Source organism: Bdellovibrio svalbardensis, assembly GCF_029531655.1.
In the GTDB taxonomy this organism is placed as follows: domain Bacteria; phylum Bdellovibrionota; class Bdellovibrionia; order Bdellovibrionales; family Bdellovibrionaceae; genus Bdellovibrio; species Bdellovibrio svalbardensis.
Genome location: NZ_JANRMI010000003.1, coordinates 268,874 through 293,252, shown reverse-complemented (window position 1 = coordinate 293,252; position 24,379 = coordinate 268,874). Strand labels below are relative to the sequence as shown.

Here is a 24,379-nt window from a genome sequence, read left to right as displayed (position 1 = left end):
GAAGATATCTCGCCATTTTGACTCCATATTAGGAGTTACCATTGTCGCGCAATGTCATTGATCTTAAAGTCTATGATTCCAGGGATTTCCCTGCCTATTTACCAAAGCTGAATAAGCTTTATGATGACCTCTTTGCAGGTGGTAAAGGATTTCGTGCGAAATTAATTCGAATGATGGGCTCGAACCTGTCCCTGGATGCCAAAGCGGAACATCTTTTGGCTCAGACTATCGAGTTCATTCACAACGCCTCTTTGTTGCATGATGATTTGATCGACCGTTCAAATCTTCGTCGTGGTAAAACAGCGGCTTGGTTGAAGTACACTCCAGAGTACGCGGTGTTGGCTGGCGACTATTTGCTCGCTCGCGTGATGGTCAATCTTTCTGGTCACGGAAATATCAAGCTAGTTCAATACACAGCTGAAGTGATTTCTGATTTGCTTGAAGGCGAGTGGTTGCAGGACTCTGTTGTTGGCGACTTCTTCGTGACTCTTGAGCAATTGGACCGCATTCACAATCTCAAAACCGCCAGTTTGTTTAAATGGTGTATTCGCGCTCCGTTCATCGCCAAAGAAAGATACAACGAAGAGTTGCATCAAACTTTGGAAGAGATGGGCACTTTGCTTGGACAGTTGTTCCAGCGAAGTGATGACCTTTTGGATTACGATATTCGTAACGACGAAGGCAAAGCCATCTTGGGTGATTTGAAATCGGGCTATCTGAATTCCTTCGGCGCTTTCGTTTGTCGCGGTCGCAGTCGTCAAGAGATCGATCAAATTGTGAAAAGTAAAAATCTGGAAGAGTACTACGCGAGCATTGGTGGCAAAGATCAATTCGACCAGAAACTTGCTGAGTTCGATGAAATGAACAAAGGCTTGATCAAAATGTACGATCATCATCTTGAAAGACTCAGAAAACATTTGCAGCCTGGTGAGGAAAATCTCATTGAACAGCTTCGTCCGCTGACGGAGATCTTGTACTGGAGAAGGAAACCTTAGTGAGTCACTTGGTCACGCTTTCTAAAGACTCTCCAGAGTTTGAATCTTATTTGCTGGGCACTTTTGCCTCTGATAAGCGCGCCTTGCCGGTGCAATCTTTGAACGTCAATTCGGCGTCAGAGACGGTCACCTTTAAAATTGTTCCCGTAAGTGAACTCAATCGCCCGTCATGGTTCGTGGTAGCCTTGAAGTCTGTTAAGGTGCGCAGCTTTCTTTTGCTTTTAGTTCCATTGTTTTTGGTTTTGACCAAGAATATCGTCGATAAAACAGGACGTGATCCCTTTACGACAATCATCGCCACGATCGGTCTGATCTTCACTCTGATTTCCGTGAATCTGCGCAATGATTTTATGGATCACATCAAAGGCGTTGATCGAATTATTGCCAACAGTGGAAGTCGTTCTATCCAAAATGGCTGGTTGACGGCGATTCAAGTCAAAAACTTTTCTTCTTTGTTTTTATTGTTAGCAGGAATCTGTGCCATTCCGGTGGTTTTCGCTTTTCCAGAGGTTGCCATCGTCATCGCAATCTCATTTGCCGTCGGATTGTGGGCGCAGTTTAAAAGACAGAACTCATTCAAATACCAAATTGGTGGAGAGTTTGCCCTGTTTCTGTTGTTGGGACCTCTTTTAACCGTCGGTTACCAGCTTTCGATGGGTGCACGCCTTGATCAGGAAATTTTCTGGTTGGGTTGCTTGTGGGGCTGGGGAGTGCTGTTCATCGTGCACCTGAAAAACTTCACGAACATCCTTCCGAGCAGCCAGGCAGGATTTAAAAACACCGTGAACTGGCTGGGTTTTGATAATGCCCGTCGTTTATTGGCCTTCTGGTGGTTGGCATTTATCGGCATGAACTTGGCGTACCACTATATCTTTGCGGGAACCTATTGGGGATTCTATCTTTCAGTGGCGGTTCTGTTCGTATCCGGCAGCTTTATATCGAAATTGAAAAGTATTTCCAGTCCGGTGGGAAGTGAACTTCGCCAGGTCTTTAAATATGGATTGTCATTATTCCTCATCACCATAGGCCTTTGGGTATTTGAATGTCTGTGGTATCTGATAGCTTAAATTCAAAAAAGATCTGTATTCTTTCCGATGAGGCCGGCCTGGTGAGGGCCGCTCAATGGGCGGAGTTCTTTCAATGCCCCGTGAATCCGTCCTCTATCGATGACTATTTCTTTCGTTTTCATGTCGAGGGTGATCGTGTCTATGTCCGCGATGCTGAAAAGCGGTTGCTGGAAATTGATTTTGATAAAAACCATCTCGATTACGAACGTCGCGGTCATCAAGGTAAGAATGAGTTGATTGCCAAGGCCTTGGGGTACGCCAAGGGTTGCCGCAAGGTTTTGGATCTGTCCGTGGGCATGGGGATCGACAGCGTTTTCTTAATGCAGTTGAATTTTCAGGTGATCGGAGTGGAGAGATCCCCCGTTTTGTATGCTCTTCTTAAAGAGGCTTTTGCTCGTACAGAAAAACAATATTTGAAATCCTATCAGCTGCACTTTGCGGATGCTCTGACTTTCTTGCGTGAAAATAAAGGAAAGTTGGATGTTGATGCGATTTATTTTGATCCAATGTATCCGCACAAGAAGAAGTCCGCATTGCCGAAACAAGAGATGGTGGTCTTCCGGGATCTTGTCGGACATGATGCCGATGCCGCCGAGGTTTTGAAAGAGGCCCTTACTTGGCCTGTGCGCCGTGTAGTGGTGAAACGTCCTATGAAGGCGGAAGAATTGTTGCCTGGAGTGATTCACTCGTTTGAAGGAAAGGTGGTTCGCTATGATTCTTATGTGGTTGGGTAGTTTTGTCCTGATGATGTTTGGTCTTTCCACTTCGCAGAAATATGCGGCGGAATTCTTCGCAGGCTTACAAAAAAAGTTTTTCGATAAAGGTCTCGATACGAATCTGGGTACTATGTTTATTCGTGCGGCTGATGTCGTGCTGTTAGAAACTTCCCCTCAAAAATCTTTATATGCCGGTATGGGACTTTATAATCTGCGTGTATTGGCGCTGCGACCGAGCACTTTGGTCATGTGTCTCAGCACCCTCGGAGCCTGGTGGGTTTTGATTTTGGGATTTTTATTTATGAGCTTTAACGGACTTTTCCTGATGGGACTGTGCTCGTTGATGTTCCTAAGCCCTTTTGTTTCTGTGAAAGTTGATAAAGTGCTGAAGTGGATTTTCTTCACAGGTTTGTTTTTGTTGGGGGGCGAAATCATGTTGCGCAACTCCAGCATTTTGCAATCAACACTGGGCGAGAGTGATTTGGTCTTCTTTTTGGCAGACGGAAGATTCCCCGCAATGCTGGGACTGCTGCTTGCCGGAATTGTTTTAAGTTTGATTGTACAAATTGAATTTTGGACTTTGGCTTTGGGTCTCAGTTTGTTGTTCACGAATGTCCTGTCATTGAACGGTGCAATCGGGCTGCTTGCTGGGGAACGTATCGGGCGCATGCTTTTATTTTGGTGGCACACTCGTTCATTGAATCAAGATTGTCGCCGTTTGGGGACACAGTTCGCTGTGGTCTCTTCACTGGGAGCCTTTGTTGGCTTGGTAATGGCGGGAGTGGTCAGAGAGACTGTGAATTTGGGATACTCAACCGGCATGGCTTCATTCCAAGACAAGAGTTTGCAGTTCATGATGTTGTTCATCGTGATTTTGCTTTTCCAATTCATTGCTCAGATGATCTGGGGTCATTTTGCAGTTCAGTTCAAAGTTGATGAGATGCAAGAGCCCAAGTACATTTCAAAATCATGGTTCCGTCCGGAATTCTTCTCTACTACCAGCATGGCCTGGGCCAAGGGAAAAGTGCATAAGCGCTTGAGTGAAATTCGTTATCACGTGGCAGGCTTGGGAACTCTCAAGGAAGGCCAAGTGCCGGAACATATTCAAGCGCGCTTGAAGGCTGAAGAAGAGCAGCTGACGGTCATAGAGAAGCTGTTCTAGCACGCTTCTATTTTTTTTCGTTAAAAGTGTGAAACGAAAGATCCGTCGGCAAAGTTGCGTTCTCGTCATTTGATAAATTCTGAGGGATTGCTATAAGGGCCACAGCAATCTTTCAGGAGATGACCATGAAGCTTCACCAGTTCTTAGTTGGCGCATTGACCTTATTCTTACTATCCGCTTGTGCTGATCCCTCCGATATTTCTAATAATCAGAATGCATCAAACGACCTTCAAAATAATCCAGGAATATATGGTGGTGACACCGTTTCTGATTCGGATCCGATTGCGGCAACGACCGTGTTCTTAAAGAACAGATACAACAATTCGACCTGCTCGGCATCTATCTTGGGACCTCGCACGATTCTAACGGCTGCTCATTGCGTGTACAAGGCGCCGGCCTCGGCGGTGACAGTTCTTTTTGGTGTTCGCGGTGGGGAGGCTTCTCGCAAGGTGGTGCGGATCGAAGTGAATCCAAAGTATATTCCGGACGTCATGTATCGAGACATGCATGATCTTGCGATTTTAAAAATTTCCGAGGCACTGCCAAAGGGTTATCGCCCGGCTGAGTTCTTGGATGATTATGCGGCCTTTCAAGTGGGAACTTCGATCGTCGTCGCCGGCTATGGAATCAGTATGCCCCGCTTGAAATGGGGGAGTGGAACTTTGCGAAGAATCAACTTGAAGGTGGCAGATACAACCTGGTCGATGGGCACGGTGATATTCGGTCAGCGTGATCTCGGCCGCGGAATTTGCTTCGGTGATTCTGGAGGGCCGGCGATTGTGAAAGTGGGAAATCGATTGAAAGTATTTGGCGTTGCAAACCGAGTCAGTCATTACAAAGGCGCGAATCATGATTGCAATGGAACTTCAATCTACACGCGTCTTGATGTTTACAAGCCTTGGATCGCAGAAACGATTGGGAAGCTCGTGCCTAAGTAGTTCTATAACTGGTGATAGATAGCTCGGGCTTGTTTTATCAAGCCCGATTTTTTCTGTGAGAGACCTGGTTCAATACTTTACATTGATAGAATAAAGCTCTTTGCAGTGAGGTGGATTCGAAGCAACAGTGCCTTCGCAACCATTGAAGAAAATTTTGGTCGACGAAAATACAAAGGGCGGACTTCCTGTATTCCAAACAGCGGTGCTTGCACCGGCGATCGTGTCTAACAAAAGTTTTGTGCCTTGCTCGGTTCCATCTGAGATCCAGGGTTCATTGCCATGAACACCATCGTTGGCCCAGAATACCACGACTCCTGGCTTGAGAAGGGCAAATCCACCCCCCGCACTTGAAGCCGCGGTCCCTGGATTGATTTCCTTGACCTTGCGAGTTCCCGCTAAAGTTCCGTCAGTTATCCACGGTTCATAGTTTCCGGTTGCGTCGGCCGCATGGAAAATAAATCGACCGTCTTTGAGATCAGTGAAGCCGTTGCCGCCACCTGACCCTGTGCCAGGCAGAATGTCCTTCAGAAGAGTCGTTCCTGATTCCGTGCCGTCAGTCACCCAGAGCTCACTGCCTGTACTCGGTGTGATCGCAAAAAATATAACACGTCCATCGGGCAGAGCCTGGAATCCTTGTGGAGTTGAACCTGACGTCCCTGGATTGATATCCTTTAGCAGCTGAGTTCCCACGTAGGTTCCGTCAGTGATCCATAGTTCATTCCCGTTGGCATCATCACATTGTGCAAAGACTTTTTTTCCTGAGCCGAGCGATCCAAAGGCAGGAACCCCCAGAATTGTACAGCTTTTGGTAAAGTCTGACCTTACATCTGAGACAGTGACTCCGTCGGTTTTAAAAACCTGACGAATTGCCGGACTTCCCGTGTTGCCCAAGAACATATATTCATTGTTTCCAATAGAACGATGCCCAAAGGGGGTTGAGTCGAGTGCCCCGGAATTGATGTCTGCTAACTGTGTGGTTCCCGCAAGTGTGCCATCTGTGACCCAGGGCTCAGCACCAGTACTGCCATCATTGGCCTGAAAGAGAACTTTACCGTTGGCCGTAGAAAAAAAGTTCATTAAGCCGTCAGTGGCACCTGTTCTGATATTTTTGATCTGAACGGTCCCACTTGTCGTGCCATCAGTTTTCCAAAGAGACGAATCAGATGTGGCAGAGGTGGCATTAAAGACTGCCGTTGCGGGGCTGACTCCTTGAAGGATGGTGTAGCCGGCTGGATAGGAACTGGATGGGCCCGTGAAAATATCTTTGACCAAGGCAGTCCCCGCCGCAGTTCCATCGGAAGCCCACAGCTCAACGCCGTTGGTGCCATCATTGGCATAAAAAAGAAACTTGTTGCTTCCCAACATCGCGAAAGAGGCGGGATCAGCAGCACTTGATCCTGGGTTGATCTCTTTGAAAAATTCAAGTGTGCCTTCGGGATTGAAAATCGAAGTTTCAGGCTCTGTTGAGGCAACGACTAAATTTTTAACTGTGTTGGAACAACCCATTAGCATGGAGATCAAGACAGTCAGTCCGGTGGCTCCCGTATAAATGCATTTCTTCATTTAGACTCCCGATAAGTGAATCTAAATTCTCTGGTTTTTAGCAATTAAATAGAATCCCCCATGTAGGTGATCTGTTTTGAACCGTCTCGACTTAAGGCTGAAGAACTACCTGTTCTGCGATAACTGCGCGACTCGTCTAAAAAAAAACTCTAAAATAACAGTCCTGTGCGCCGGGATTTTCCCGGCTGAATTTGCGCGGACGCAGGATGTAGCATGGCAAATGATCAAGACTCTTTAAAGGAACGCATTTCAGATTTGGAACACGAGCTCGCCGTGAAAGAGGCCGAACTGCATCGTTATCGTCTCGAGCTATCAAAGGCCAATGTCGCGTTGGAGAAGCTTATCGCGCAAACCAATCAAGAGTTGAAGATGGCGCAGTCTCTGCAAAAATTTTTGTCGCCGACTGAATTGCCGAACGTTCAAGGCTTTGAGTTCAGCACCAAGTTTTTGGCGGGAACCAGATCGGGCGGAGATTATTTCGATATCTTTGAGCATGAAGACAAATTGAAATTCGGAATATTGATTTCCAGCGCCAGCGGCTATTCTCTTTCGTCTTTGCTCTTGTCCGTTATCATTAAGATTTCATCTCAGATCGAGGCTCGTCGCGGTCTTGAGGCCCACAAAGTTGTGGCGCTGCTTGCCAAGGAAGTGGTTCCGAATATCGCGAACGACGACAAGGCCAATATTTTTTATGGAATCGTGGATCGCCGAAGTTATGAGTTTCAGTATTGTTCGGTGGGTATCATTGATGGCTTTCTGGCCGTCTATGGTAAGGACTCCTTACAGGAGCTTCTTGCGACTGGACCGAGCCTTGGAAGAGATTTTAACACAGAGCCTCAAAGTCGCACGGTGCAACTCAACCCCCGTGATAGACTCATCCTTGCCACAGAAGGTCTTAAGAATTCCCAGAATTCCTTGGGTGTTGCCTGGGGAGGACACGGCTTGTCGGAGGCGATTTCGAAAGCCCCACGTCAAGGGGTCCATGAACTTCGCAATGAAATCCTTTACGCCAACCAAAAGTACACTGGCAAAGAGGACCCGGTTAGAGATCAAACTCTAATTGTCACCGAAGTAAAAGATCGAGTGATTAAGCTGGCTAAGAACTAGCCGGAGTGGAGGCCGGCCCGACGGAGTCAGAGTGTAGACCGGCCCGTAGACAGTGCGTGACATTATTGAAAGCTTTTAATAAAACTGGTTTGTTCTTTTTTAAAACTCAGAAAGGAAACTCAAATGGCTGAGGTTAATATCTATGAAGGCGCTTTGGATAAAGGTCTTGAAGGCGTAGTTGCTTGTACAACGAAAGTATCATTTATCGTTGGCGATAATCTTAATTTCCGTGGCTACACGATTGATGATTTGGCTGCGAACTCAACTTATGAAGAAGTTGTTTATCTTCTTTGGAACGACAAACTTCCAACAGCTGCTGAACTTCAAAAATTCTCTACAGAGCTTCATAACCAAATGGCTTTGAGCCCTGAGTTTATCAAAGTTCTAAAAGGCATTCCAACAAACGTTCATCCAATGGGTTGGTTGCGTACAGCTGTGTCTTTGATGGCGCACTGGGATGCTGATGCTAACGACAACAGCGAAGCTGCAAACTTGCGCAAATCAGTTCGTTTGACTGCACAAATGACAACTCTTCTTTGCGCATTCGATGCAATCCGCAAAGGTCAAGAGCCAGTGGCTCCTAAGACTGATAAATCTATCGCTTGGAACATGATGTACATGTTGGGCGGTGGTAAAGAGCCTAACGCTGAACACGTTAAAGTAATGGATACTTGCTTGATCCTTCATGCTGACCATGAATTGAACTGCTCTGCATTCGCGACTCGCGTAACAGCTTCTTCTTTGTCTGATCTTCACTCTGCAGTTGTGTCTGCAATTGGCGCCTTGAAGGGTCCTTTGCACGGCGGAGCGAATGAGCAAGTGATCTTGATGTTGCAAAAAATCGGCAACATGGACAAAGCTCAACAATTTGTAAAAGACGCTTTGCAAGCGAAAGAAAAAGTAATGGGTATCGGTCACCGCGTTTACAAAAACGGCGATCCACGTGCTCGCATCCTTCGCGGTATGTCTGACAAATTGACTAAAGACGCAGGAATGCACCACATGTACGAAATGTCGACTTTGATCGACGATACTATGTACAAAGAAAAAGGCTTGATGCCGAACGTGGATTTCTATTCTGCGACTGTGTACTTCTCAATGGGTATCCCAACTGATTTGTTCACTCCAATCTTCGCGGCTTCTCGTATCTCTGGCTGGTGCGCTCATGCGTTCGAGCAGTACGCGAACAACCGTATCTACCGTCCTCGTGGAAAATGGGCTGGTAAAGAGGGTTTGAAGTGGACACCCGCTAGCCAACGCTAGTCGGTCGGTGAAAAAGGCCCATCTGACAGCGTTGTCGGGCATTTCACTTCTCTCCGACGTGGCGCTGCCACGCCTGCGTTTCGTGAAAGGCCCTCCGCCTTGCATCTGGACCTTTTTGACCAACCTTAAGTAATTTTTGTTTCGCATAAAAAAGGGAGCTTTCGCTCCCTTTTTGTTTTTGTCGAGCATGGGTCGAGTCCTATGTCGGGCAAACTATTTTTCGCTGACTTTAAACAGGAATGGTCATTTTCTTTTCGAAATCTTCAGTCCCCCAGCCCAGAATCTTCTTACGCCGCTAAGAAAATCGCAGGAAAATCTTAGTAGTGAAGGAGGGGAATGCCATGGGTGTTTTTCGAGCAACAACTGTTCTGTCTCTCATGCTACCGGTCATCTTCCAGACAACGTCCTTCGCACAAATGCAGTCCAGTGAAGAGCAAGCGGCCTCTCAAAACGCCGCTCAACCGGATTACTATTCGACAATTGATCAACTGTATCTTGATGATATGCGAAGTGCGATGCTCAAAATTTGGGGACACGGACTGAATCCAAAAACTTACTGGACGGACGATATGGAGTGGGCCTACCAGCGTGGTGGCAGCTTCAGCAAAGATTTGAAATATCGTGCCAATCAGAGCTTCTTGCAGCTCTTGCAGGATCTCTATTCCGGAAGCGTCGATCCCCAGCTCTTGGGTTTTGATGTGAAGTTCATCAAGAAGAACTTTATTTCAGTGCAGCAGCTGCAAGCTTTGGTGTTGGCCTCTGGAAAACGTGCAGATTCGGTGATCGAAGGAGTGGCGCCCCAAAATCCTCCTTATCTTTCAGTGAAGGAGGCCATGCGCAAGGTTTATCCTGCCTGCACGAATGGGGCTTGGACGCCAATTGTCCCAGTCAAAAAAGATTTGAAGCTGAATACGCGCAATAAAGTTCTGATTGATATAAAAAAACGTCTGAGTTTTCTGGGCTATCGAATTTCCTCTATGGATGATCTGTTTGATGGCGAAGTTTTGGCTGCGATCAATGACATTCAGTGGAATTTACGTGCGAAACCCGACGGGGTGATTTCTCCAGGGGGCCGAACGTGGACCTTCTTGAATGTCAGTTGCATGGATCGTGTCCGCCAGTTGCAAGCTGATATGGAGAAAATGCGCTGGCTTCCGCAGCAGTTCGAACCGCGCTATATTTTCATAAATCTGGCTATGACCTATTTTGCTTTGGTGGACAGAACCCCTAATCAAAATGTGACGATGTCATTTAGAACAATTAATGGACGTCCGGCAAGGAAGTCTCCCACAATGCGTGATGAGGTCGTGACGGTTATCTTCAATCCTTATTGGGTCGTACCTCCGACAATCTTCATGCAGGACAAAGTGGAGGAGATAAAAAATCTTCCGCCTTGGGAAATCAATAACTACTTTAATTCCCACAACTATGAAGTTTGGAATAAATCGTTTACCAAACGTATTGACCCTTCGACTATCGATTGGTGGGGCATCAGCGAAGGGACCGTCGCGCCAGATATTTATATTCGTCAAAAGCCCCATTTGGGAAATGCTTTGGGTGGCGTGAAGTTCGAGTTAACAAATTCATTCTCGGTCTATATGCATGATACCAATCAGCGAGAACTGTTCGTCGAGCCCATGCGTCAGCTAAGTTCCGGCTGCATTCGTCTGGAAAAACCTTTTGATTTGGCTGAATATATTTTGCAAGGCACCCCTTGGAATCGTGCGGCCATCGATGCCGTTGTCGCGAAGCCTGGGGAAATCGTTGCAAAACCAACCATAGTGCCGCTGAAAAAAGACCGATATATACCGGTGTATTTGGCTTATTTGACGTCGCAGATGAGTTCTGACGGAATCATTCGCTTTGCTGACGATCTTTACGGTCAGAACACGACAATTCAAAGATATATTTCTGGTCCATTTTAGATCAACGCAGTTCAAGGAAGTCCGCCATTTACAGGGCGGACTTCTCAATTCTAATTTGCCGAAAAGGAAGGGATCTGCCTATACTCTTTGATCATAAGAGGATCTAAAATGTCTGTTTTTACAAAAATTATCAGTGGTGAACTTCCTTGTTATAAAATCTATGAAGACGAGCAAGTCCTTTCATTCTTGGCTTTGGATCAGGTGAATCTTGGTCACACATTGGTGATCTGCAAAGAAGAGATCAATCATTGGACTGAAGTTCCTCCTGAAACCTATGCGCATCTTCATAAAGTGTCACAAAATATTGGTAAAGCGATTTTGAAGGCCTCTGGTTCACCACGTGTTGGACAAATGGTGGCGGGGTTCGAAGTTCCGCATTATCATTTGCATCTTATCCCAGCTTGGTCGATTCCGGATTTGGATTTTAAGAAAGCGCAAAGACGTTCTGATGCCGAGATGAAAGAGATTCAAGCGTTGATCATTAAGCACTTGGAAAAATAATGAACGAAACCAAACCTATCGCTGGCGCCATTTATCAGCACTACAAAGGCAAACAGTACCGTGTCATTGGAGTCGGCCGTCACAGTGAGACTTTGGAAGAAGTCGTTCTGTACGAGGCTTTGTACGAAAATTCTCTCGGACGTCTTTGGAGTCGTCCCCTGGGGATGTGGGCAGAGCTGGTTGAAGTTAATGGGGAAATGGTTCCTCGGTTTAAATTCTTGTTCAATTAAAATAAAAAAAAGCTCTCGGAGTTCCCGAGAGCTTTTTTATTTTTCATTTTAAGACTCAACTTATTTATGAAGTTGGCAGGTAGTTTCAAAAAGAACATCGCGCTTCCAAATCGTATGCGTAATCTCGTCATTCAATGTGCGAAGAGGAGCATCGGAATAAGTACGCATAGCTAAATCACCATCGAAAACTTCCAAAGAGAACTGGTTGTTTGCTGTGTGATTAAGGAAAACTCTGAAGGCTTCAAAATCTCCAATTTTGATTTTTTGACCCTCTGGAGAGGCAAGAATAAAATCAAATTGAATTTCGCTGTTCACTTTCACTTTGCAAGTGACTTCGTTGTCTTGAGCTAAAGCAGAAAAGCTAGTCAGTAATACCAAGATCGTTGCACCTAAAAACTTCATGGTTCCTCCATGCTTTAAGCGTGGCATCGTCAATGGGGGCTGTCTACGCTTTGTAAGTCACCAAGACCTCAAATTGAGGCCTTAAGCGTTCCACGTAAATTCACAAAAGATTGAAAGGAATTCATAGGCTCAAGAGAGCTTATCATTAGACTTTCAACTAGCTCTCAAGGGCTTCTCAACAAAGGACAATTGCTGGGAGCTTTTTGATTTTTCACGGTCCGCCCTTTAGAACCGCATCTCATAGAGTCCTGGAGATCTGAGTTCATGAAGAGTTTAATTGCCCTATCTATTTGCATGTCATCGACCGCGTTCGCTCAAGAGGCGACGAAACCTGCTGATGTCGGTGTGACATCAATGACCACCGCTGCACCCATCGAAGTGGCTGCGCCAGAGATTCAACCAGAGATTCAACCAGAGACTCAAATGGTCACGACAGCACCCAAAGTTCAGCGTGAATATCCTTATATTAGCCTGGTTTCTTACGGCTACTTTGTGTTTGGCCAAGGTGAGACCTTCAAGACCAATACAAAAACAGACCCTAATTACAACAAACCTTACGTCAAACGTTCTATCGATTTGGCGGCTATCGCCTTCGAAGGCAGCTATATTCTGACGGATTCTTCTTTGATCGAATTCGAGGTGGAGGTTGAACACGGTGGAACAGGCACCGCTATGGAGTTCGATCCGTTTGAAGAATTTGGAGAGTTTGAAACGGAAGTTGAAAAGGGCGGGGAAGTTGTTCTGCCAGAATTCGTCTATATGAAGAACTTCAAACAAACGAACACTTTGCTGAAGATTGGTAAATTTCCGATTTTTATGACTTTGGGTACGATCCTGGAGAAACCACGTCGTTATCCAACAGTTTTTGCTTCGGGTGTTGAGGCTTATATGCTTCCTCCAGAGTGGAATGAAACCGGTGTTCAAGTTGAACAGAAGTACTGGGAATTGACAGGTCGCTTGGGTCTGGTGAGCGGTTTGAACTCGGAATTCTTCCGCTCTTACAGCTGGGTTGGTGGCGGTTACCAACGCCAGTTTGAAACCATCAATGCGGATGATATGGCAACGGTTGTCAGTCTTGAGTACGGTTCCTTGAAAAAAGGCACGGGCGTCGCTCTGGCTTATTACACCGGAAATACCACGGATAACCGTTGGAAGAAGGATAAGCTCACGGTTGATTCGAATGTCGAAATCTGGTCCCTTCTTTTAAATTATAAATTCGGCCGATTTGGAGTTTCTGGCGAGGCCATCACGGGGACTTTGCAAAACTCCAGTGAGGTTGTGAAAGCCAATGCCACTTTGGGTGGTTTGGCGAAACCCAAATCATTCGTCGCATTGGGTTCAAAAGCCGTTTTGCAAAGCCTGCAGGTTTCTTATGACTTTACGGATGACTTTGTATTCTACCTTAAAACAGAACATGTCGATTCGTTTGCTGATGTCGAGGGTTCGGTTCAAAAGTTGCCTCGCTATGATGTGAGCAAAAGATCATCGGGCTTTATGTGGAACTACGACAAAGGAGCTTTTATGAAAGCTCAGTACACACTCACCAAAACAGGACTTGATGATTTGCCGGAAACTTACCAGGCGGATCTGGCGTTTGGTTTTGATATTGCGAAATTTAATTAATAAATCGTTCTTTAATAACCTACTCCGACAAAGTCGGAGTGTAGACAGGAGAATCTAAATGAATGCTCTTAAAATGATGGTTGCGGCTTTGTCTCTCGCAGTGGGCGTCCAGGCAACTGCTGCTACCAACCAAGAAATTATCCAACACGTCAGCTACAATGTAATCATGCAAACTTATGTGGATTTAGCCAGTGCAACTGCAAATCTTAAAGTGGCAGTTTCTAATTTCGTGAGCAACCCAACTCCTGAAAACCTGGCCCTCGCGCAACAGCAATGGCGTTATACTCGTGTCCCTTGGGAAGCCTCTGAAGCATTCTTATTTGGACCGGTGGATTCTTTGGGCGTAGATCCGATGTTGGACACTTGGCCTTTGAACAGATCAGACTTGGACGGTGTCTTGAACGGCAAGTCACCGATCACTGTTGATTTGGTACATTCGTTGGGAACAAATCTTCAAGGCTTCCACACCATTGAATATCTTCTTTTTGGCAATGGTGTGAACTCAAACACCAAACCAGTTTCGGCATTCACGTCAAGACAGTTTGACTATTTGAATGCAACTGCGACTGTGCTTGCTGAACATGCGGCTTACTTGGCCTATGCTTGGACGACAAACTATGACCCGGAAAACTCGGGTGCTCCAGGTTATGTGACTGTGATCAGCGCTCCTTCTTATGAAAATCCATTCTACTCGTCTGAAGGCGCGGTGATGGAAGAGCTCATCAAAGGTATGATGGGAATTGCTGATGAAGTGGCGAACGGGAAAATCGCAGATCCTATGGGTGGCGATATCAACTCTGCCAACATGGCGCTGGTTGAGTCTCCATTTTCTTGGAATTCACTCAACGACTTCAAAATGAACATCCGCTCGATCTACAGTGTCTACACGGGTACTTACGGTCAGGTGAAGGGCCCAGGAGTGCAAGCCATGGTCGCTCGTTTTAATCCTTCTTTGGCCGCAAAAATTGAAGCGGATATCATCAATTGCATCAACTTGATTGAAGCTATTCGTCCAGCCGGCGGTGGTGATTTCGGTCAGGCTATTTTCACAGCTGACGGCCGTGCTCGTACTCAAAGAGCGATCGAGGCTTTGAATGCGCTTCATGCAACTCTGGAATCTCAGATTCTACCTTTGGCGGATAAATAAACTATGAAAAAATCGATTCTTCTTTTTGCCCTATACATGAGTTTTGGAACAGCGGCTGTAGCTGCTTCTGATATCAACATGGACTATGTATCAGCTATCAAATCCGGTGGCGATACAACGGTGCATTTTAAGGGAGAATCGATTCAAGCTTACCGCAATCCAGCGGCCAACTTAACCGAAGAGCAAATTCGCCAGCATTTGACTGGCGATGCGCTATTTGAAAGAAATTTTTCCGACGAAGCTTCCAGATTTGATAAGGGTTTGGGACCGGTCTTTAACAATACCAACTGCAACGCCTGCCATTCTAAAGATGGGCGCGGCGCTTTGCCGGTGGTTCCGGTGGGAACAGAGTGGGTTCAGCTTAAACAAAATGAAGCTGTTTTTCTTCGTATTAGCATCGAAGATGGTTTGCAACATCCTAAGACGAAGGAAAATAACTGGGGCGCTCCTGTGCCTGTTCCAGGTTTTTCTGATCAACTTTTCCATTTGGGTTCATGGGGAGTTCGTGAAGATCTTCCAGGTGCAGGGCAGGCCCAAGTCTGGATGAAATACGAAAAAAGCACATTCACTTATCCTGATGGAAATTCTGTTGAACTTCGCAAACCGATTTTCAAAGTGACAGCACCCTATGATGAGTATTTCGATTCTGTGTCAGGCCAAACACGCAGTCGGCTTTTTGAAAAAGATGTAAAAATGGGTCCTCGTATGGGGACTCCGATGATTGGCTTGGGATTGTTGGAGGCCATCAAGGAATCCGACATCATGGCTCTGGCTGCTCGTGATCTTTCTGCCGAGGGTGTGCATGGAAAAGCCAACTACGTTTTTGATATTCAAAAAAGCATGGCCAACGATCCGTACCCAGTATCTATGGGCCGCTTCGGTTTGAAAAACAACACACCATCAGTCTTCCATCAATCGTTGGGGGCTTTGCGTGGCGATATCGGTGTGACAAACTATGCATTCCCGAAAGAAAGCATTTTTGAGACGGACCTTTGGAAAATGTTTGAACAAAGTCATGGGCCATTGCCAACGGCTTTGGAAGCTTCAAATCAAGTCGCGGATGATCTGGTATTTTACTCTCAAACGTTGGCAGTTCCATCACGTCGTAACGTGGACAACCCGGTCGTCGTTCGCGGCGCGGAAATTTTTCATCAGGTAAACTGCACGAGCTGTCACCAGCCAAGTTTCACAACGGGCCCACATCAAATCAGCGCATTTTCAAATCAGAAAATCTATCCATTCACTGATATGCTTTTACATGACATGGGGGATGGTTTAGCCGATGGCAGACAAGATTTTGAGGCGACGGGTAAACAATGGAAGACCCGTCCTTTATGGGGCATTGGCCAGTCACAAACCGTCAATCCACGTGGTGGGTTCCTTCATGACGGTCGGGCAAGAACTTTGGAAGAAGCGATCTTGTGGCACGGTGGTGAAGGTGATTACTCCAAGAAGAAGTTTGTCTCGCTCCCTAAAGAAGATAGAATGGCTTTGATCCAATTCGTTCGGTCTTTGTAGGTCTCTAAGGTGGAAGCAATTCAACACCGTCGCTGGTGTTGAACTGCATCTTCAGTTTTTTGTTGGGTATCAGAAAATGATCTTTATGTCTTGATTGGTTGCAGGGGAGTTGGAAAAACTTCGACGAATTTTTTTTCAGGTCTCAGGATGATCTCACTAATAAAGAGGAGAGACCCATGAGTATTCTAAGCAGAATAGTTATCCCAGTTTTTGTGTCACTTGTTGCAATCGCAGCGCTCGCGGATGATCCACCAACGCCGCCTCAAGAACCACTTCCAAAACCTGAGCTCACAAAGGTTGTGCAAACCGATAAAGGCGAAATGCTTTTGGCAGACAGTTTCAGTCGCACCCTCTACGTCTTCGATCTCGACAAGGACAAGCCAAATCCAGTCTGCAACGGCAATTGCGCCGAATTATGGCCACCCTACATTCTAACAGAAGACGAAGTCGCCGAACTCCAACCACCACTCGGTTCCATCGAGCGCACCAGCAAAAAAATCCAACTCACCTATGAAGGTCGCCCCGTCTACACCTACGGCTTCGACCGTGAACAAGGCGACGACATGGGCAACGGAATCGGAGACGTCTGGCACCACATAGAAGTCCAAACACCACAACCACCAACTCCATAGAAAGAACACCAGAAGAAGTTGATTACGAAAAATAAAATATCGAAGTAAGATTTATTGAAGAGTGAGTTAAGGGATGACCGAAGAGAGGCCTTCAGCGGGGCCCGGACGGCCCGAACCGGCGAAGCCGGCGCTGACGAAGCACGATGCTGTGCCGACCGAAGCGTCAGCCCTTAACTCACTCTTCAATAAATCCCCCGCTCTACGAGTAATTTATTTTTTCCGTAACCCAACGAGACATTTCTCATTTTGGTCTACTACCTTGGGCTGAGAATTTCATCTGGCCCCAGAAAAAGTGGCGAGTTTTAGCGTGAATCTGTAGAATCAAGGAAAGCCTCAGGGCTGGGAAGGGGGTGGTGCTTATGGTTCAACACTGTGACATAACCAAGGCGGAGGTGACAGCTTCTTAGCTGTCTCGACCTTCGCCGAGGATTCTAGCTACTAGAATCTTGTTACTAAAAGGCGGCCGATGAGCACCGGAAACGGATCCAATCGAGCCGCCTTTCCTTTTCTTTCAAATAGTAATTTTCTCATAAAAATCTAGTCCTTATTGGCTCCTAAGGAATTAACTTAAATCCGCGAAAATCCGATAAATTCTTGAACCTTCACGTCATTGAAAAGCGAGATCTTCAAGAATATGTCAGACGAGCAAAACAACAATTCTCAAGCGCAGCTCGATGAGATGTTTCTGATCGACTTTGAACAAGTCGAACAGGTCTCTGCTGTCTTTTTTGAAGAGTCCAAAGAGATTTTGGAAAACCTTGAAGAGCAGATTCTCAAGCTTGAGGAAAATCCTGATGACGTGGACCAAATTAATCTGATCTTTAGAAAAGTCCACACTCTCAAGGGCAGTGTCGGGGCTGTCCCCGGGGGACAGCTACTTGGTTCCTTGTCGCATGAATTTGAAGCGCTTTTAAATCGCATCAAGCAAGAGCAAAGATCCGTCACTCGTGAATGTGTAGATCTGTTTTTGCAAAGTTCCCGTCTTCTTAAAGTTCTGGCGGAAGCCCTTCGTGAAAAACGCGAAGTGTATCCGGAAGAGTTGAGTGAGGCGATTGAGACCATCACTCGTTATGGAAGCTTTCAATTCTCCGGACAAAGACCCACGCCACGCAAAGCTGCGCCGCCTAAGAGGGCTGCTTCGCATTCTGATGATGAGCAAGGTGTTTGGCTTTCGATGAAGCAGCTCAATGAGATGCTGAAAATTTCTGGCGAGCTTTTGGTTCTAAAAAATTTCTTCAATATGATGAATCAAACAGTGAACTTCCGTACCCAGCCGGAATTGTTTGAACGTCGTCAAAATGATTTCTCTCACAACCTGACGAAGATTTGCGATCAATTTCAAGGTCAAATTCAAGGCGTTCGTAAGGAACGCGCTGAAGAGAGCTTCCAGGGTATTCCGGTTTTAATTCGTCAAGCAGCGACAGAGCTTAACAAGCAAGTTCACTTTGAAATGCATGGTATGGATCTGATGTTGGATAAATCTTTGGCTAAAGAACTATCTGACTGCGTGGTGCATTTGGCGCGAAATTCCATTGATCATGGTATCGAGGATCAATTTGAAAGAACAGTTTCAGGGAAACCTTCGATTGGACAACTCAGCCTTGAAATCAGCGATAAAAATGGAATCATTCATTTAATATTTAAAGATGACGGTGTTGGTCTGAATCGAGAGCGCATTCTTCAGCGCGCTTTAAGCACCGGCCTGTTGACCGAAGAGGAAGCGGTGCCTTTAACGGATGAGCAAGTCTATCGGTTCATCTTCAACGCAGGCTTTTCGACGAAAGATAAAATTACAACCATCTCTGGCCGAGGCGTGGGGATGGATGTCGTACAAAATACTGTGGACTCTTATGAAGGTAAGATTCATATCGAAACCACCTTGGGGCAGGGGACCTCTTTCCATCTGGAAATTCCAGTTCCTCAGCATATCATGGTGGAGTCTGCACTTTTATGCACCTGGAGTGACTATCAATTGGCTGTGCCTTTGATGTCAGTTTCCCATATCACCTCTTGTGATCAGCTGCATGTTACGACCGTTAATCATTTACGTTATTGTCAGTACGGCGGAATGACGGTTCCACTTCTGAACTATCATGAGATGTTAAATCTGTCAGTTTATGAGCAAGACGAAAAAGTGAAATCTTCATCAGCAGTTTTTGTCCGCTGTAAAGAGGCTACCTTTGCTTTGCTGGTCGATAAAATCGACGGGCAGACGGATTTGGTTGTTAAAAGCTTCGGAAAAATTATCAATCAACAAAAAGGTTTTAAGGGAATTTCCATCCTTGCAGATGAGAAGGTCACCTATATTGTTGACCCAGAACTTCTACTTGCGGTGATAGCTGCGAATCATCAGGCGGAGGCGGCATGAGCGATTTCTTCGGTGATGACTTTACGGCGGAACTCAAGGGTTATTATTTAACCAGCTTGAATGCAGAGCTGGAAAAGTTTGCTGATCTTCTGGATGACTCCACATTGAAACGAGTTCGCGCTGAAATCCGCGAGCAGTGTCAAAATTGGATTGTCGATGCAAAAAGTAATGAATTTGAATATCTGTCGGCATGGTTTCAGGGCTTTTTAGATAAGCTCGATGTTTTTGCCACGCCAGAGGATCTTGTTCAGGCTCTTCGTACTGCGAAGAAGTATGTGGATAACCTCCAAGAGACAAAAAAAGATTCTCCTGAATATGGGGTGCAGTTTGCTTTAACTGCCGAGTTGCAGGGGGAAAGTCTCTATCTTCGTTGTAAGGTGGCAGGCCAGGAATTTGTGGTTCCCATTAAATATGTCGTCGAGATTAGCGGTGCACTCCCGTTGTATCCTTTGCCTGAAAAGCGCGAAGGCTTGCTTGGGGTTATTCCATTCAGAGGAGATGCTCTTCCTGTAGTTAGTTTGCAGGACTATGGCTTTCAAAAGAATGAGAAGACTCAGTTCCTCTATGTGATCTGTGAATTTGAGGGGACGCGCTTTTCGTTGCAGGTTGCAGAGACAGATGAACTTATGAGTGTTTGTGATAAAGATTTGCAAAGTATTGAATCCAGTTCAGTGATAATTTCAGTACCTTTCATTCGTAACTTTTTCATTAAAGACCAGCGCAGTGTCATGGTCTTGGATATCGAAAGATTGGTGGCGGCGTGAACTCCCATTATTTGTTTCCTGGTAAGATGGCAGCCTTTAAAGAGGAAACGATCATCTCAACTCTGTTGGGCTCCTGTGTTGCAGTGGCAATTTATGACCCTACAACTCGCATTGGTGGTTTGAATCATTACCTGTTGGCAGAGGGCATGGGCAACGAAGTTTTGAATACTCGTTATGGGGCCTTTGCCATTCCGGCACTAGTGGATGAATGTGTTCGTCTGGGTGCCAATCGCAGCAAGCTTCAAGCGAAAATCTACGGTGGTGCGAATGTTATCAGCGTTTCTTCTTTGGGAAATGGTGTCGGTGTTCGCAATATTGAACTTGCGGAAAAAATGCTGCGCGAACTCAATATACCAATCATTGAAAAGAATTTGGCGGGCGAGCATGCACGCACTATCAAATTAAATACAGCCACTTTCGAAGTTTTACATAATTCTTCTAAAGACAATGCGGGCTCTGAACAGCGGCCAGTGGACGTTTCGGGATTCAAGCCCCTCAATGTCGCAAAAAATATTAAAGTGTTGGTCGTGGATGACTCTGCGACGGTCAGAACTCTTTTTACCAATATTTTTACCAAGAGTGGACTTGAGGTTGTCGGTGCTGCTGCCGACGCTTACCAGGCCCGCGAACTTATTTTGAATAAGAAACCTGATGTAATGACCTTGGATATTGAGATGCCAAAGATGTCAGGTGTGATGTTCTTGGAAAAGATTATGAAGCATCATCCGATTCCAGTGGTGATGGTTTCATCTCTTGCAAGTACGGGCGATGCCGCCTTGAAATCTTTGGAGCTGGGGGCGGTCGAATTTGTGCATAAGCCTTCTCAGTTTGACCCAGCGGTTTTAAAAGACCTTGCAGGCATGCTCGTTGATAAAGTGCGTGCGGCTGCTTCTGTGAATATCCTTAAAAAAATTAAAGAAGCACCCGCTGTCATGGAAATTAAATCTGCATTACCAGCCAAACCCGCAGGTAAAAGAGCTGCGGAACTGAAAGTGGTGGTGGTCGGTGGTAATGCGGGCAGTGCCGACGCTTTAGAGAAGCTTGTAAAAGGCTTGGCTGCGGATACTCCACCGGTTGTAGTTTCGTGCAGTACGGTTGCCAATTTCGTGACCGCATACATTGGTAAATTGAAAACATCTTCGAAAGTGACCCCAGTGGTTGCTAAAGATGGTGATTTTTTACGTATGGGTCATGTCTATTTTATTCCGGCCGAACATCATGGTCGTGTCGCTGTCGGGCCTCAGGGACCGGTTTTGAAGATCGCCAAAGGAACGCCCGTGGCTTCGCAGCTTCCTTCCAGCAATGTCCTCTTTCAGTCGGCGGCGGCTTCTTTTAATAAGGGAGTTTTTGCAGTGTTATTGGGTGGATTCGGTTCTGATGGGGTGGACGGTTTGATCGATGTGCAAAAAATGGGAGGAGCCACTGTCGTGCAGCATCCCGAAGAAGCTCAGTTTCCATTCGGTCCACAAAAAGCAATTGAAATTGGTGTGGCAGATGAGGTACTTAAAGCAGATATGCTTTCTGCGTATCTTATGCAGTACCGAAACCAAAACTTGTACTAAGTTTTCTTTTTGTAGGACGTGATTTTGGATCTCAATTTAAATCTGCTCAATTTTATCGGAGGTGCCTTTGTCGCCTCCGAAAGTGCAAAGACTTTCATAAAGAAATCTCCCTTCGATGGGTCGGATCTTTCTTCAGTCGCGCAATCGGATGCGATGGATGTTATTAAAGCCATCCAGGGTTCAAAAAAAGCATTGCAGCAGATTGAAAATCAAACCGCTGATGATCGGGCGCAACTTTTAGCGGATTTCGCAAATCACCTGGAAACCCATGCGGATCGCTATGCCTGTCTAGAAGCGCTCCATCAAGGTTTGCCAAAAAGTTTTGTTTTGGAAAATAGCATCAAGGTTGCGATTTCTCACTTAAGATATAATTCACAGAATTTGTCACAAAGTCTGCTAGTCACTCAAGATGGACATCTGCAACCGCGCCCGGTGGGGATCGTGGGAATCATCACTCCGTGGAGTTTATCTTTGCGCTTAGTGATGGAGCGTATGGCGCCAGCCTTGGCTGCGGGAAATGTTGTGATCTTAAAGGTGTCAGAGCTTTCTCCGGTCACGGGGCAGATTATTGGTGAGGCTCTTCAGGCCATTCAAGCTCTGCCTGGTCTGGTGCAGATTATTCAAGGCGGTTCCGATGTCGCGCAAATCATCGCGGGTCATCCTAGTATTCGAGCGGTGACGGCAGTGGGACGCGGTTCTTCCATGGCGGCGATTGCCAAAGCGGGCCTTGCGGAGTTTAAGAAACTTCAATTAAGTGGCGGCGCCAAAAACTCATCGATTGTACTTTCTGATTTTGATTTTAAAGGTCGCATGTCTGAAGTTATGAAGCCTTTTTTGTTGGGCCAAGGACAGATGTGCTGGAACTCTTCCAGATTGTTTGTGTTGGAGTCCTTCCAAAAAGAATTCATGGAAGCCTTGCATACCTATATGGAAACGCTCACACCGCTTTCTTCGCCAGATGGAGAATCCGTGTGGACACCGCTGATTGCCGAAGATCGCATGGCTATGATTTCCGAAAGAACTCAATTCGGAATCTCAGAGCACGGAAAGTCTTTCTGGGGGATCAAGCCAAATGAAAAACGCCTTGATCATCCGGGATTTTTTGTAAAGCCCACGGTGATGATTGATCTTCCTAATTGCTCGGTCATGCAACAAGACGAACTTCATGGTCCGTTGATTTTGGTGACTCCAGTCAAATACCAGCATGAAACTTTTAAATGGGCGAACACATCTTACCTGGGACACTCGGGAATTGTCTGGGGTCCGGAAGAGAAAGTTCAAAAAGTGGCGTCGAAATTGGAATGTGCCCGGGTTTGGGAAAATTCTTGGCTGAGCGGCCAGGATGGCGTTCTAAGCAACATAATTTTTGGTCACAAGCAGTCGAGCTTTGGAAATATCGATATGGCCTGGAACGGGTCGTTCTATTCTGATGTTAAGAAGTTGACGGGCTTCTAAGAGCGTCAACTCCCTGACGAAAAGCAGTGCTAAATTTTTGACGTTTACTAGTTCAAGATATGCGTTTTCGCACGAGTTTTGACATCACAATGAGTGCAGAAAGCTTCTTCTTTCACTTCATCACTGTCGCGATCGGCAATGTGTTTTAGTTCCAGCACGGTGCCGCAAAGTATGCAATTGTTTTGGGAAATGATGAACTCGCGGTGTTTCGGAGTGTCTGCTTTTTCAAAGTAGTTAATCTTGCTGTATTCCATTTTCTCATCCTTGAGTTGCTGTATCCCTACATCCTGCAGGGAGAGCAAAATAGAGCTTATGCAAAAGCTGTTCACAGGCCAAAGTCCGTACGCCGGACATCTCCTAGGCCATGATTGCGGGCGGTTCGGTGCCCGTTTTGTAAGACGATCTCCCGTTCATTCAAATTAAAAAGGAGATCTCAATGAAAGCAAAATGGACCCTATCTATATTGTTCGCAATGACCCAACTGTGCGCCTGCGTGGAAGTTCGGGATAACAAAAAAACAGAGGAGCCCGCGCCGATGGTGGCCGTACAAAAATTCGGGGACCTGGTGATTGATGAACCTATGTATGTCTATGCGGGGCAGATCCTCAACGCTCAAGATCTTGCAGCTGCACAAAAGGAGTCCGGTAAAGAGCCTCTGAAGGAGTCTTTGGCAAAAAATGAAAGTCTGACCAAGCAAGATTTTGAATTTCAATTTGATCGACTCACGATCACAGAACGGGGTGTGCTTTATACTTTAGGCAATAATATCAGGCTGCATGTTGCGGATCTCAGCTCTGCGGGATTGATCACGACATTTTCTGAAGATCAAACAGCTGAACCGAATAAGGTGGGACGGGCCGGCGGTCATATCCTTATTGATGTCGAACGAGCTGAGGGGGTATTGAATCTTGTCCTTCGTGGGGAAAGAGGGGGAAAGGGTTTGAAGGGAGCCAATCCGGATCCTTCAATGAAGGGAAGCGAAGGTTCTCCAGGAACAGATGGTGATGCTTTTGGTTCGAATGGAATTTGCAATAGAAGAGCAACGGGGGGTGGCATTGGTGGCCAAGGGAAAAAAGGTCATCCCGGTCAAGATGGAAAAAACGGTGGTGATTCTGGAACTCTTGAGTTGAAAATAAAAAATGATCAAGGCTTTACATATTCCATTCAACGCAAACCCGGTCGTGGTGGAGAGCGGGGTGAGGGTGGTCAAGGCGGCGAGGGCGGTGAAAATGGACGCTCAGGCAGTGCTTCCTTCAGTTGCGGAGGTTTTGTCTTGAGTTTGGGGAACGAAAAAAACCGTGGGCCCGAGGGAGAGCCTGGTGACAAAGGACAACCAGGAGTTGATGGGATTTCACAAACTGTCTGCATCGACAAGAATAGTGTTTTGACTTGTTACTAATGGAATATGTCCTCAATTCGATGAATTTGAAAGGCGGTCGGG

22 protein-coding genes are annotated in these 24,379 nt (G+C 46.1%); 19 read left to right on the top strand and 3 right to left on the bottom strand.

The features are described from left to right. Positions 1-41: 41 nt before the first annotated feature. From NWE73_RS11505 to NWE73_RS11485, 5 genes are all read left to right on the top strand, one after another. Positions 42-995, top strand: coding sequence for a polyprenyl synthetase family protein (locus NWE73_RS11505; protein WP_277578473.1), 954 nt, complete (start codon positions 42-44; stop codon positions 993-995). Beyond that, the gene (locus NWE73_RS11500) at positions 995-2,062 is read left to right on the top strand and encodes a prenyltransferase (protein WP_277578472.1); all 1,068 of its coding nucleotides are present in this window, start codon (positions 995-997) and stop codon (positions 2,060-2,062) included. Before NWE73_RS11505 ends, NWE73_RS11500 begins: the two co-directional genes overlap by 1 nt. Continuing rightward, positions 2,038-2,796, top strand: a complete 759-nt coding sequence (locus NWE73_RS11495) for a class I SAM-dependent methyltransferase (protein ID WP_277578471.1) — start codon at positions 2,038-2,040, stop codon at positions 2,794-2,796. The genes NWE73_RS11500 and NWE73_RS11495 overlap by 25 nt, the downstream gene beginning before the upstream one ends. After that, positions 2,774-3,940: a hypothetical protein gene (locus NWE73_RS11490; protein ID WP_277578470.1), complete on the top strand. Its 1,167-nt coding sequence runs from the start codon at positions 2,774-2,776 to the stop codon at positions 3,938-3,940. The genes NWE73_RS11495 and NWE73_RS11490 overlap by 23 nt, the downstream gene beginning before the upstream one ends. Before the next feature lie 125 nt (positions 3,941-4,065). Beyond that, positions 4,066-4,878, top strand: coding sequence for a S1 family peptidase (locus tag NWE73_RS11485; RefSeq protein ID WP_277578469.1), 813 nt, complete (start codon positions 4,066-4,068; stop codon positions 4,876-4,878). A 69-nt stretch (positions 4,879-4,947) separates the two neighbouring features. Here the strand turns inward: NWE73_RS11485 and NWE73_RS11480 are convergent, their stop codons facing one another. Next, positions 4,948-6,441, bottom strand: coding sequence for an ELWxxDGT repeat protein (locus NWE73_RS11480; protein WP_277578468.1), 1,494 nt, complete (start codon positions 6,439-6,441; stop codon positions 4,948-4,950). Between the two features lie 213 nt (positions 6,442-6,654). Here NWE73_RS11480 and NWE73_RS11475 point away from each other — a divergent pair, with 213 nt between their 5' ends. The 5 genes from NWE73_RS11475 (at position 6,655) to NWE73_RS11455 (ending at position 11,467) form a co-directional block, all read left to right on the top strand. After that, entirely contained in the window at positions 6,655-7,548 is an 894-nt protein-coding gene (locus NWE73_RS11475; RefSeq protein ID WP_277578467.1) for a PP2C family protein-serine/threonine phosphatase, read from the top strand. A gap of 123 nt (positions 7,549-7,671) precedes the next feature. Beyond that, complete coding sequence (locus NWE73_RS11470; RefSeq protein ID WP_277578466.1) at positions 7,672-8,811, top strand: citrate synthase; 1,140 nt, start codon at positions 7,672-7,674, stop codon at positions 8,809-8,811. A gap of 341 nt (positions 8,812-9,152) precedes the next feature. Then, positions 9,153-10,736: a L,D-transpeptidase family protein gene (locus NWE73_RS11465; protein WP_277578465.1), complete on the top strand. Its 1,584-nt coding sequence runs from the start codon at positions 9,153-9,155 to the stop codon at positions 10,734-10,736. A 108-nt stretch (positions 10,737-10,844) separates the two neighbouring features. Beyond that, positions 10,845-11,237: an HIT family protein gene (locus NWE73_RS11460; RefSeq protein WP_277578464.1), complete on the top strand. Its 393-nt coding sequence runs from the start codon at positions 10,845-10,847 to the stop codon at positions 11,235-11,237. After that, positions 11,237-11,467: a DUF1653 domain-containing protein gene (locus tag NWE73_RS11455; RefSeq protein WP_277578463.1), complete on the top strand. Its 231-nt coding sequence runs from the start codon at positions 11,237-11,239 to the stop codon at positions 11,465-11,467. Before NWE73_RS11460 ends, NWE73_RS11455 begins: the two co-directional genes overlap by 1 nt. A gap of 60 nt (positions 11,468-11,527) precedes the next feature. Here NWE73_RS11455 and NWE73_RS11450 read toward each other — a convergent pair whose 3' ends face one another. After that, entirely contained in the window at positions 11,528-11,869 is a 342-nt protein-coding gene (locus NWE73_RS11450; protein ID WP_277578462.1) for a hypothetical protein, read from the bottom strand. Between the two features lie 264 nt (positions 11,870-12,133). On the opposite strand from NWE73_RS11450, the gene NWE73_RS11445 reads away from it, so the two are divergent. The 8 genes from NWE73_RS11445 (at position 12,134) to NWE73_RS11410 (ending at position 22,938) form a co-directional block, all read left to right on the top strand. After that, complete coding sequence (locus tag NWE73_RS11445) at positions 12,134-13,492, top strand: hypothetical protein (RefSeq protein WP_277578461.1); 1,359 nt, start codon at positions 12,134-12,136, stop codon at positions 13,490-13,492. A gap of 58 nt (positions 13,493-13,550) precedes the next feature. Beyond that, the gene (locus NWE73_RS11440; RefSeq protein ID WP_277578460.1) at positions 13,551-14,639 is read left to right on the top strand and encodes an imelysin family protein; all 1,089 of its coding nucleotides are present in this window, start codon (positions 13,551-13,553) and stop codon (positions 14,637-14,639) included. A gap of 3 nt (positions 14,640-14,642) precedes the next feature. Then, positions 14,643-16,157, top strand: a complete 1,515-nt coding sequence (locus tag NWE73_RS11435; RefSeq protein WP_277578459.1) for a di-heme oxidoredictase family protein — start codon at positions 14,643-14,645, stop codon at positions 16,155-16,157. Between the two features lie 176 nt (positions 16,158-16,333). Next, on the top strand, positions 16,334-16,789 hold the full coding sequence (locus NWE73_RS11430; protein WP_277578458.1) for a COG4315 family predicted lipoprotein: 456 nt from the start codon (positions 16,334-16,336) through the stop codon (positions 16,787-16,789). A 634-nt stretch (positions 16,790-17,423) separates the two neighbouring features. After that, positions 17,424-19,157 (top strand): chemotaxis protein CheA, encoded by a 1,734-nt coding sequence (locus NWE73_RS11425; protein ID WP_277578457.1) that lies wholly within the window; start codon positions 17,424-17,426, stop codon positions 19,155-19,157. Then, entirely contained in the window at positions 19,154-19,921 is a 768-nt protein-coding gene (locus NWE73_RS11420; RefSeq protein ID WP_277578456.1) for a chemotaxis protein CheW, read from the top strand. Before NWE73_RS11425 ends, NWE73_RS11420 begins: the two co-directional genes overlap by 4 nt. 26 nt (positions 19,922-19,947) lie before the next feature. Further along, positions 19,948-21,483 carry a chemotaxis protein CheB gene (locus tag NWE73_RS11415; protein ID WP_277578455.1) on the top strand — a complete coding sequence of 512 codons (1,536 nt, stop codon included), beginning with the start codon at positions 19,948-19,950 and terminating at the stop codon, positions 21,481-21,483. A 24-nt stretch (positions 21,484-21,507) separates the two neighbouring features. After that, positions 21,508-22,938: an aldehyde dehydrogenase family protein gene (locus tag NWE73_RS11410; protein WP_277578454.1), complete on the top strand. Its 1,431-nt coding sequence runs from the start codon at positions 21,508-21,510 to the stop codon at positions 22,936-22,938. 47 nt (positions 22,939-22,985) lie between these two features. Here the strand turns inward: NWE73_RS11410 and NWE73_RS11405 are convergent, their stop codons facing one another. After that, positions 22,986-23,192 (bottom strand): hypothetical protein, encoded by a 207-nt coding sequence (locus NWE73_RS11405; RefSeq protein WP_277578453.1) that lies wholly within the window; start codon positions 23,190-23,192, stop codon positions 22,986-22,988. Between the two features lie 182 nt (positions 23,193-23,374). Between NWE73_RS11405 and NWE73_RS11400 the strand changes: the two genes are divergently transcribed. Further along, entirely contained in the window at positions 23,375-24,337 is a 963-nt protein-coding gene (locus NWE73_RS11400; RefSeq protein WP_277578452.1) for a hypothetical protein, read from the top strand. Positions 24,338-24,379: the final 42 nt, after the last annotated feature.

Excerpts from the sequence above, each read along its gene's own strand:
- NWE73_RS11420 (WP_277578456.1), top strand. The coding sequence starts at position 19,154 with ATGAGCGATTTCTTCGGTGATGACTTTACGGCGGAACTCAAGGGTTAT.
- NWE73_RS11430 (WP_277578458.1), top strand. The coding sequence starts at position 16,334 with ATGAGTATTCTAAGCAGAATAGTTATCCCAGTTTTTGTGTCACTTGTT.
- NWE73_RS11465 (WP_277578465.1), top strand. The coding sequence starts at position 9,153 with ATGGGTGTTTTTCGAGCAACAACTGTTCTGTCTCTCATGCTACCGGTC.
- NWE73_RS11480 (WP_277578468.1), bottom strand. The coding sequence starts at position 6,441 with ATGAAGAAATGCATTTATACGGGAGCCACCGGACTGACTGTCTTGATC.
- NWE73_RS11490 (WP_277578470.1), top strand. The coding sequence starts at position 2,774 with ATGATTCTTATGTGGTTGGGTAGTTTTGTCCTGATGATGTTTGGTCTT.
- NWE73_RS11460 (WP_277578464.1), top strand. The coding sequence starts at position 10,845 with ATGTCTGTTTTTACAAAAATTATCAGTGGTGAACTTCCTTGTTATAAA.
- NWE73_RS11470 (WP_277578466.1), top strand. The coding sequence starts at position 7,672 with ATGGCTGAGGTTAATATCTATGAAGGCGCTTTGGATAAAGGTCTTGAA.
- NWE73_RS11495 (WP_277578471.1), top strand. The coding sequence starts at position 2,038 with ATGTCTGTGGTATCTGATAGCTTAAATTCAAAAAAGATCTGTATTCTT.
- NWE73_RS11445 (WP_277578461.1), top strand. The coding sequence starts at position 12,134 with ATGAAGAGTTTAATTGCCCTATCTATTTGCATGTCATCGACCGCGTTC.
- NWE73_RS11400 (WP_277578452.1), top strand. The coding sequence starts at position 23,375 with ATGAAAGCAAAATGGACCCTATCTATATTGTTCGCAATGACCCAACTG.
- NWE73_RS11405 (WP_277578453.1), bottom strand. The coding sequence starts at position 23,192 with ATGGAATACAGCAAGATTAACTACTTTGAAAAAGCAGACACTCCGAAA.
- NWE73_RS11425 (WP_277578457.1), top strand. The coding sequence starts at position 17,424 with ATGTCAGACGAGCAAAACAACAATTCTCAAGCGCAGCTCGATGAGATG.
- NWE73_RS11435 (WP_277578459.1), top strand. The coding sequence starts at position 14,643 with ATGAAAAAATCGATTCTTCTTTTTGCCCTATACATGAGTTTTGGAACA.
- NWE73_RS11475 (WP_277578467.1), top strand. The coding sequence starts at position 6,655 with ATGGCAAATGATCAAGACTCTTTAAAGGAACGCATTTCAGATTTGGAA.
- NWE73_RS11455 (WP_277578463.1), top strand. The coding sequence starts at position 11,237 with ATGAACGAAACCAAACCTATCGCTGGCGCCATTTATCAGCACTACAAA.
- NWE73_RS11485 (WP_277578469.1), top strand. The coding sequence starts at position 4,066 with ATGAAGCTTCACCAGTTCTTAGTTGGCGCATTGACCTTATTCTTACTA.
- NWE73_RS11415 (WP_277578455.1), top strand. The coding sequence starts at position 19,948 with ATGGCAGCCTTTAAAGAGGAAACGATCATCTCAACTCTGTTGGGCTCC.
- NWE73_RS11450 (WP_277578462.1), bottom strand. The coding sequence starts at position 11,869 with ATGAAGTTTTTAGGTGCAACGATCTTGGTATTACTGACTAGCTTTTCT.
- NWE73_RS11440 (WP_277578460.1), top strand. The coding sequence starts at position 13,551 with ATGAATGCTCTTAAAATGATGGTTGCGGCTTTGTCTCTCGCAGTGGGC.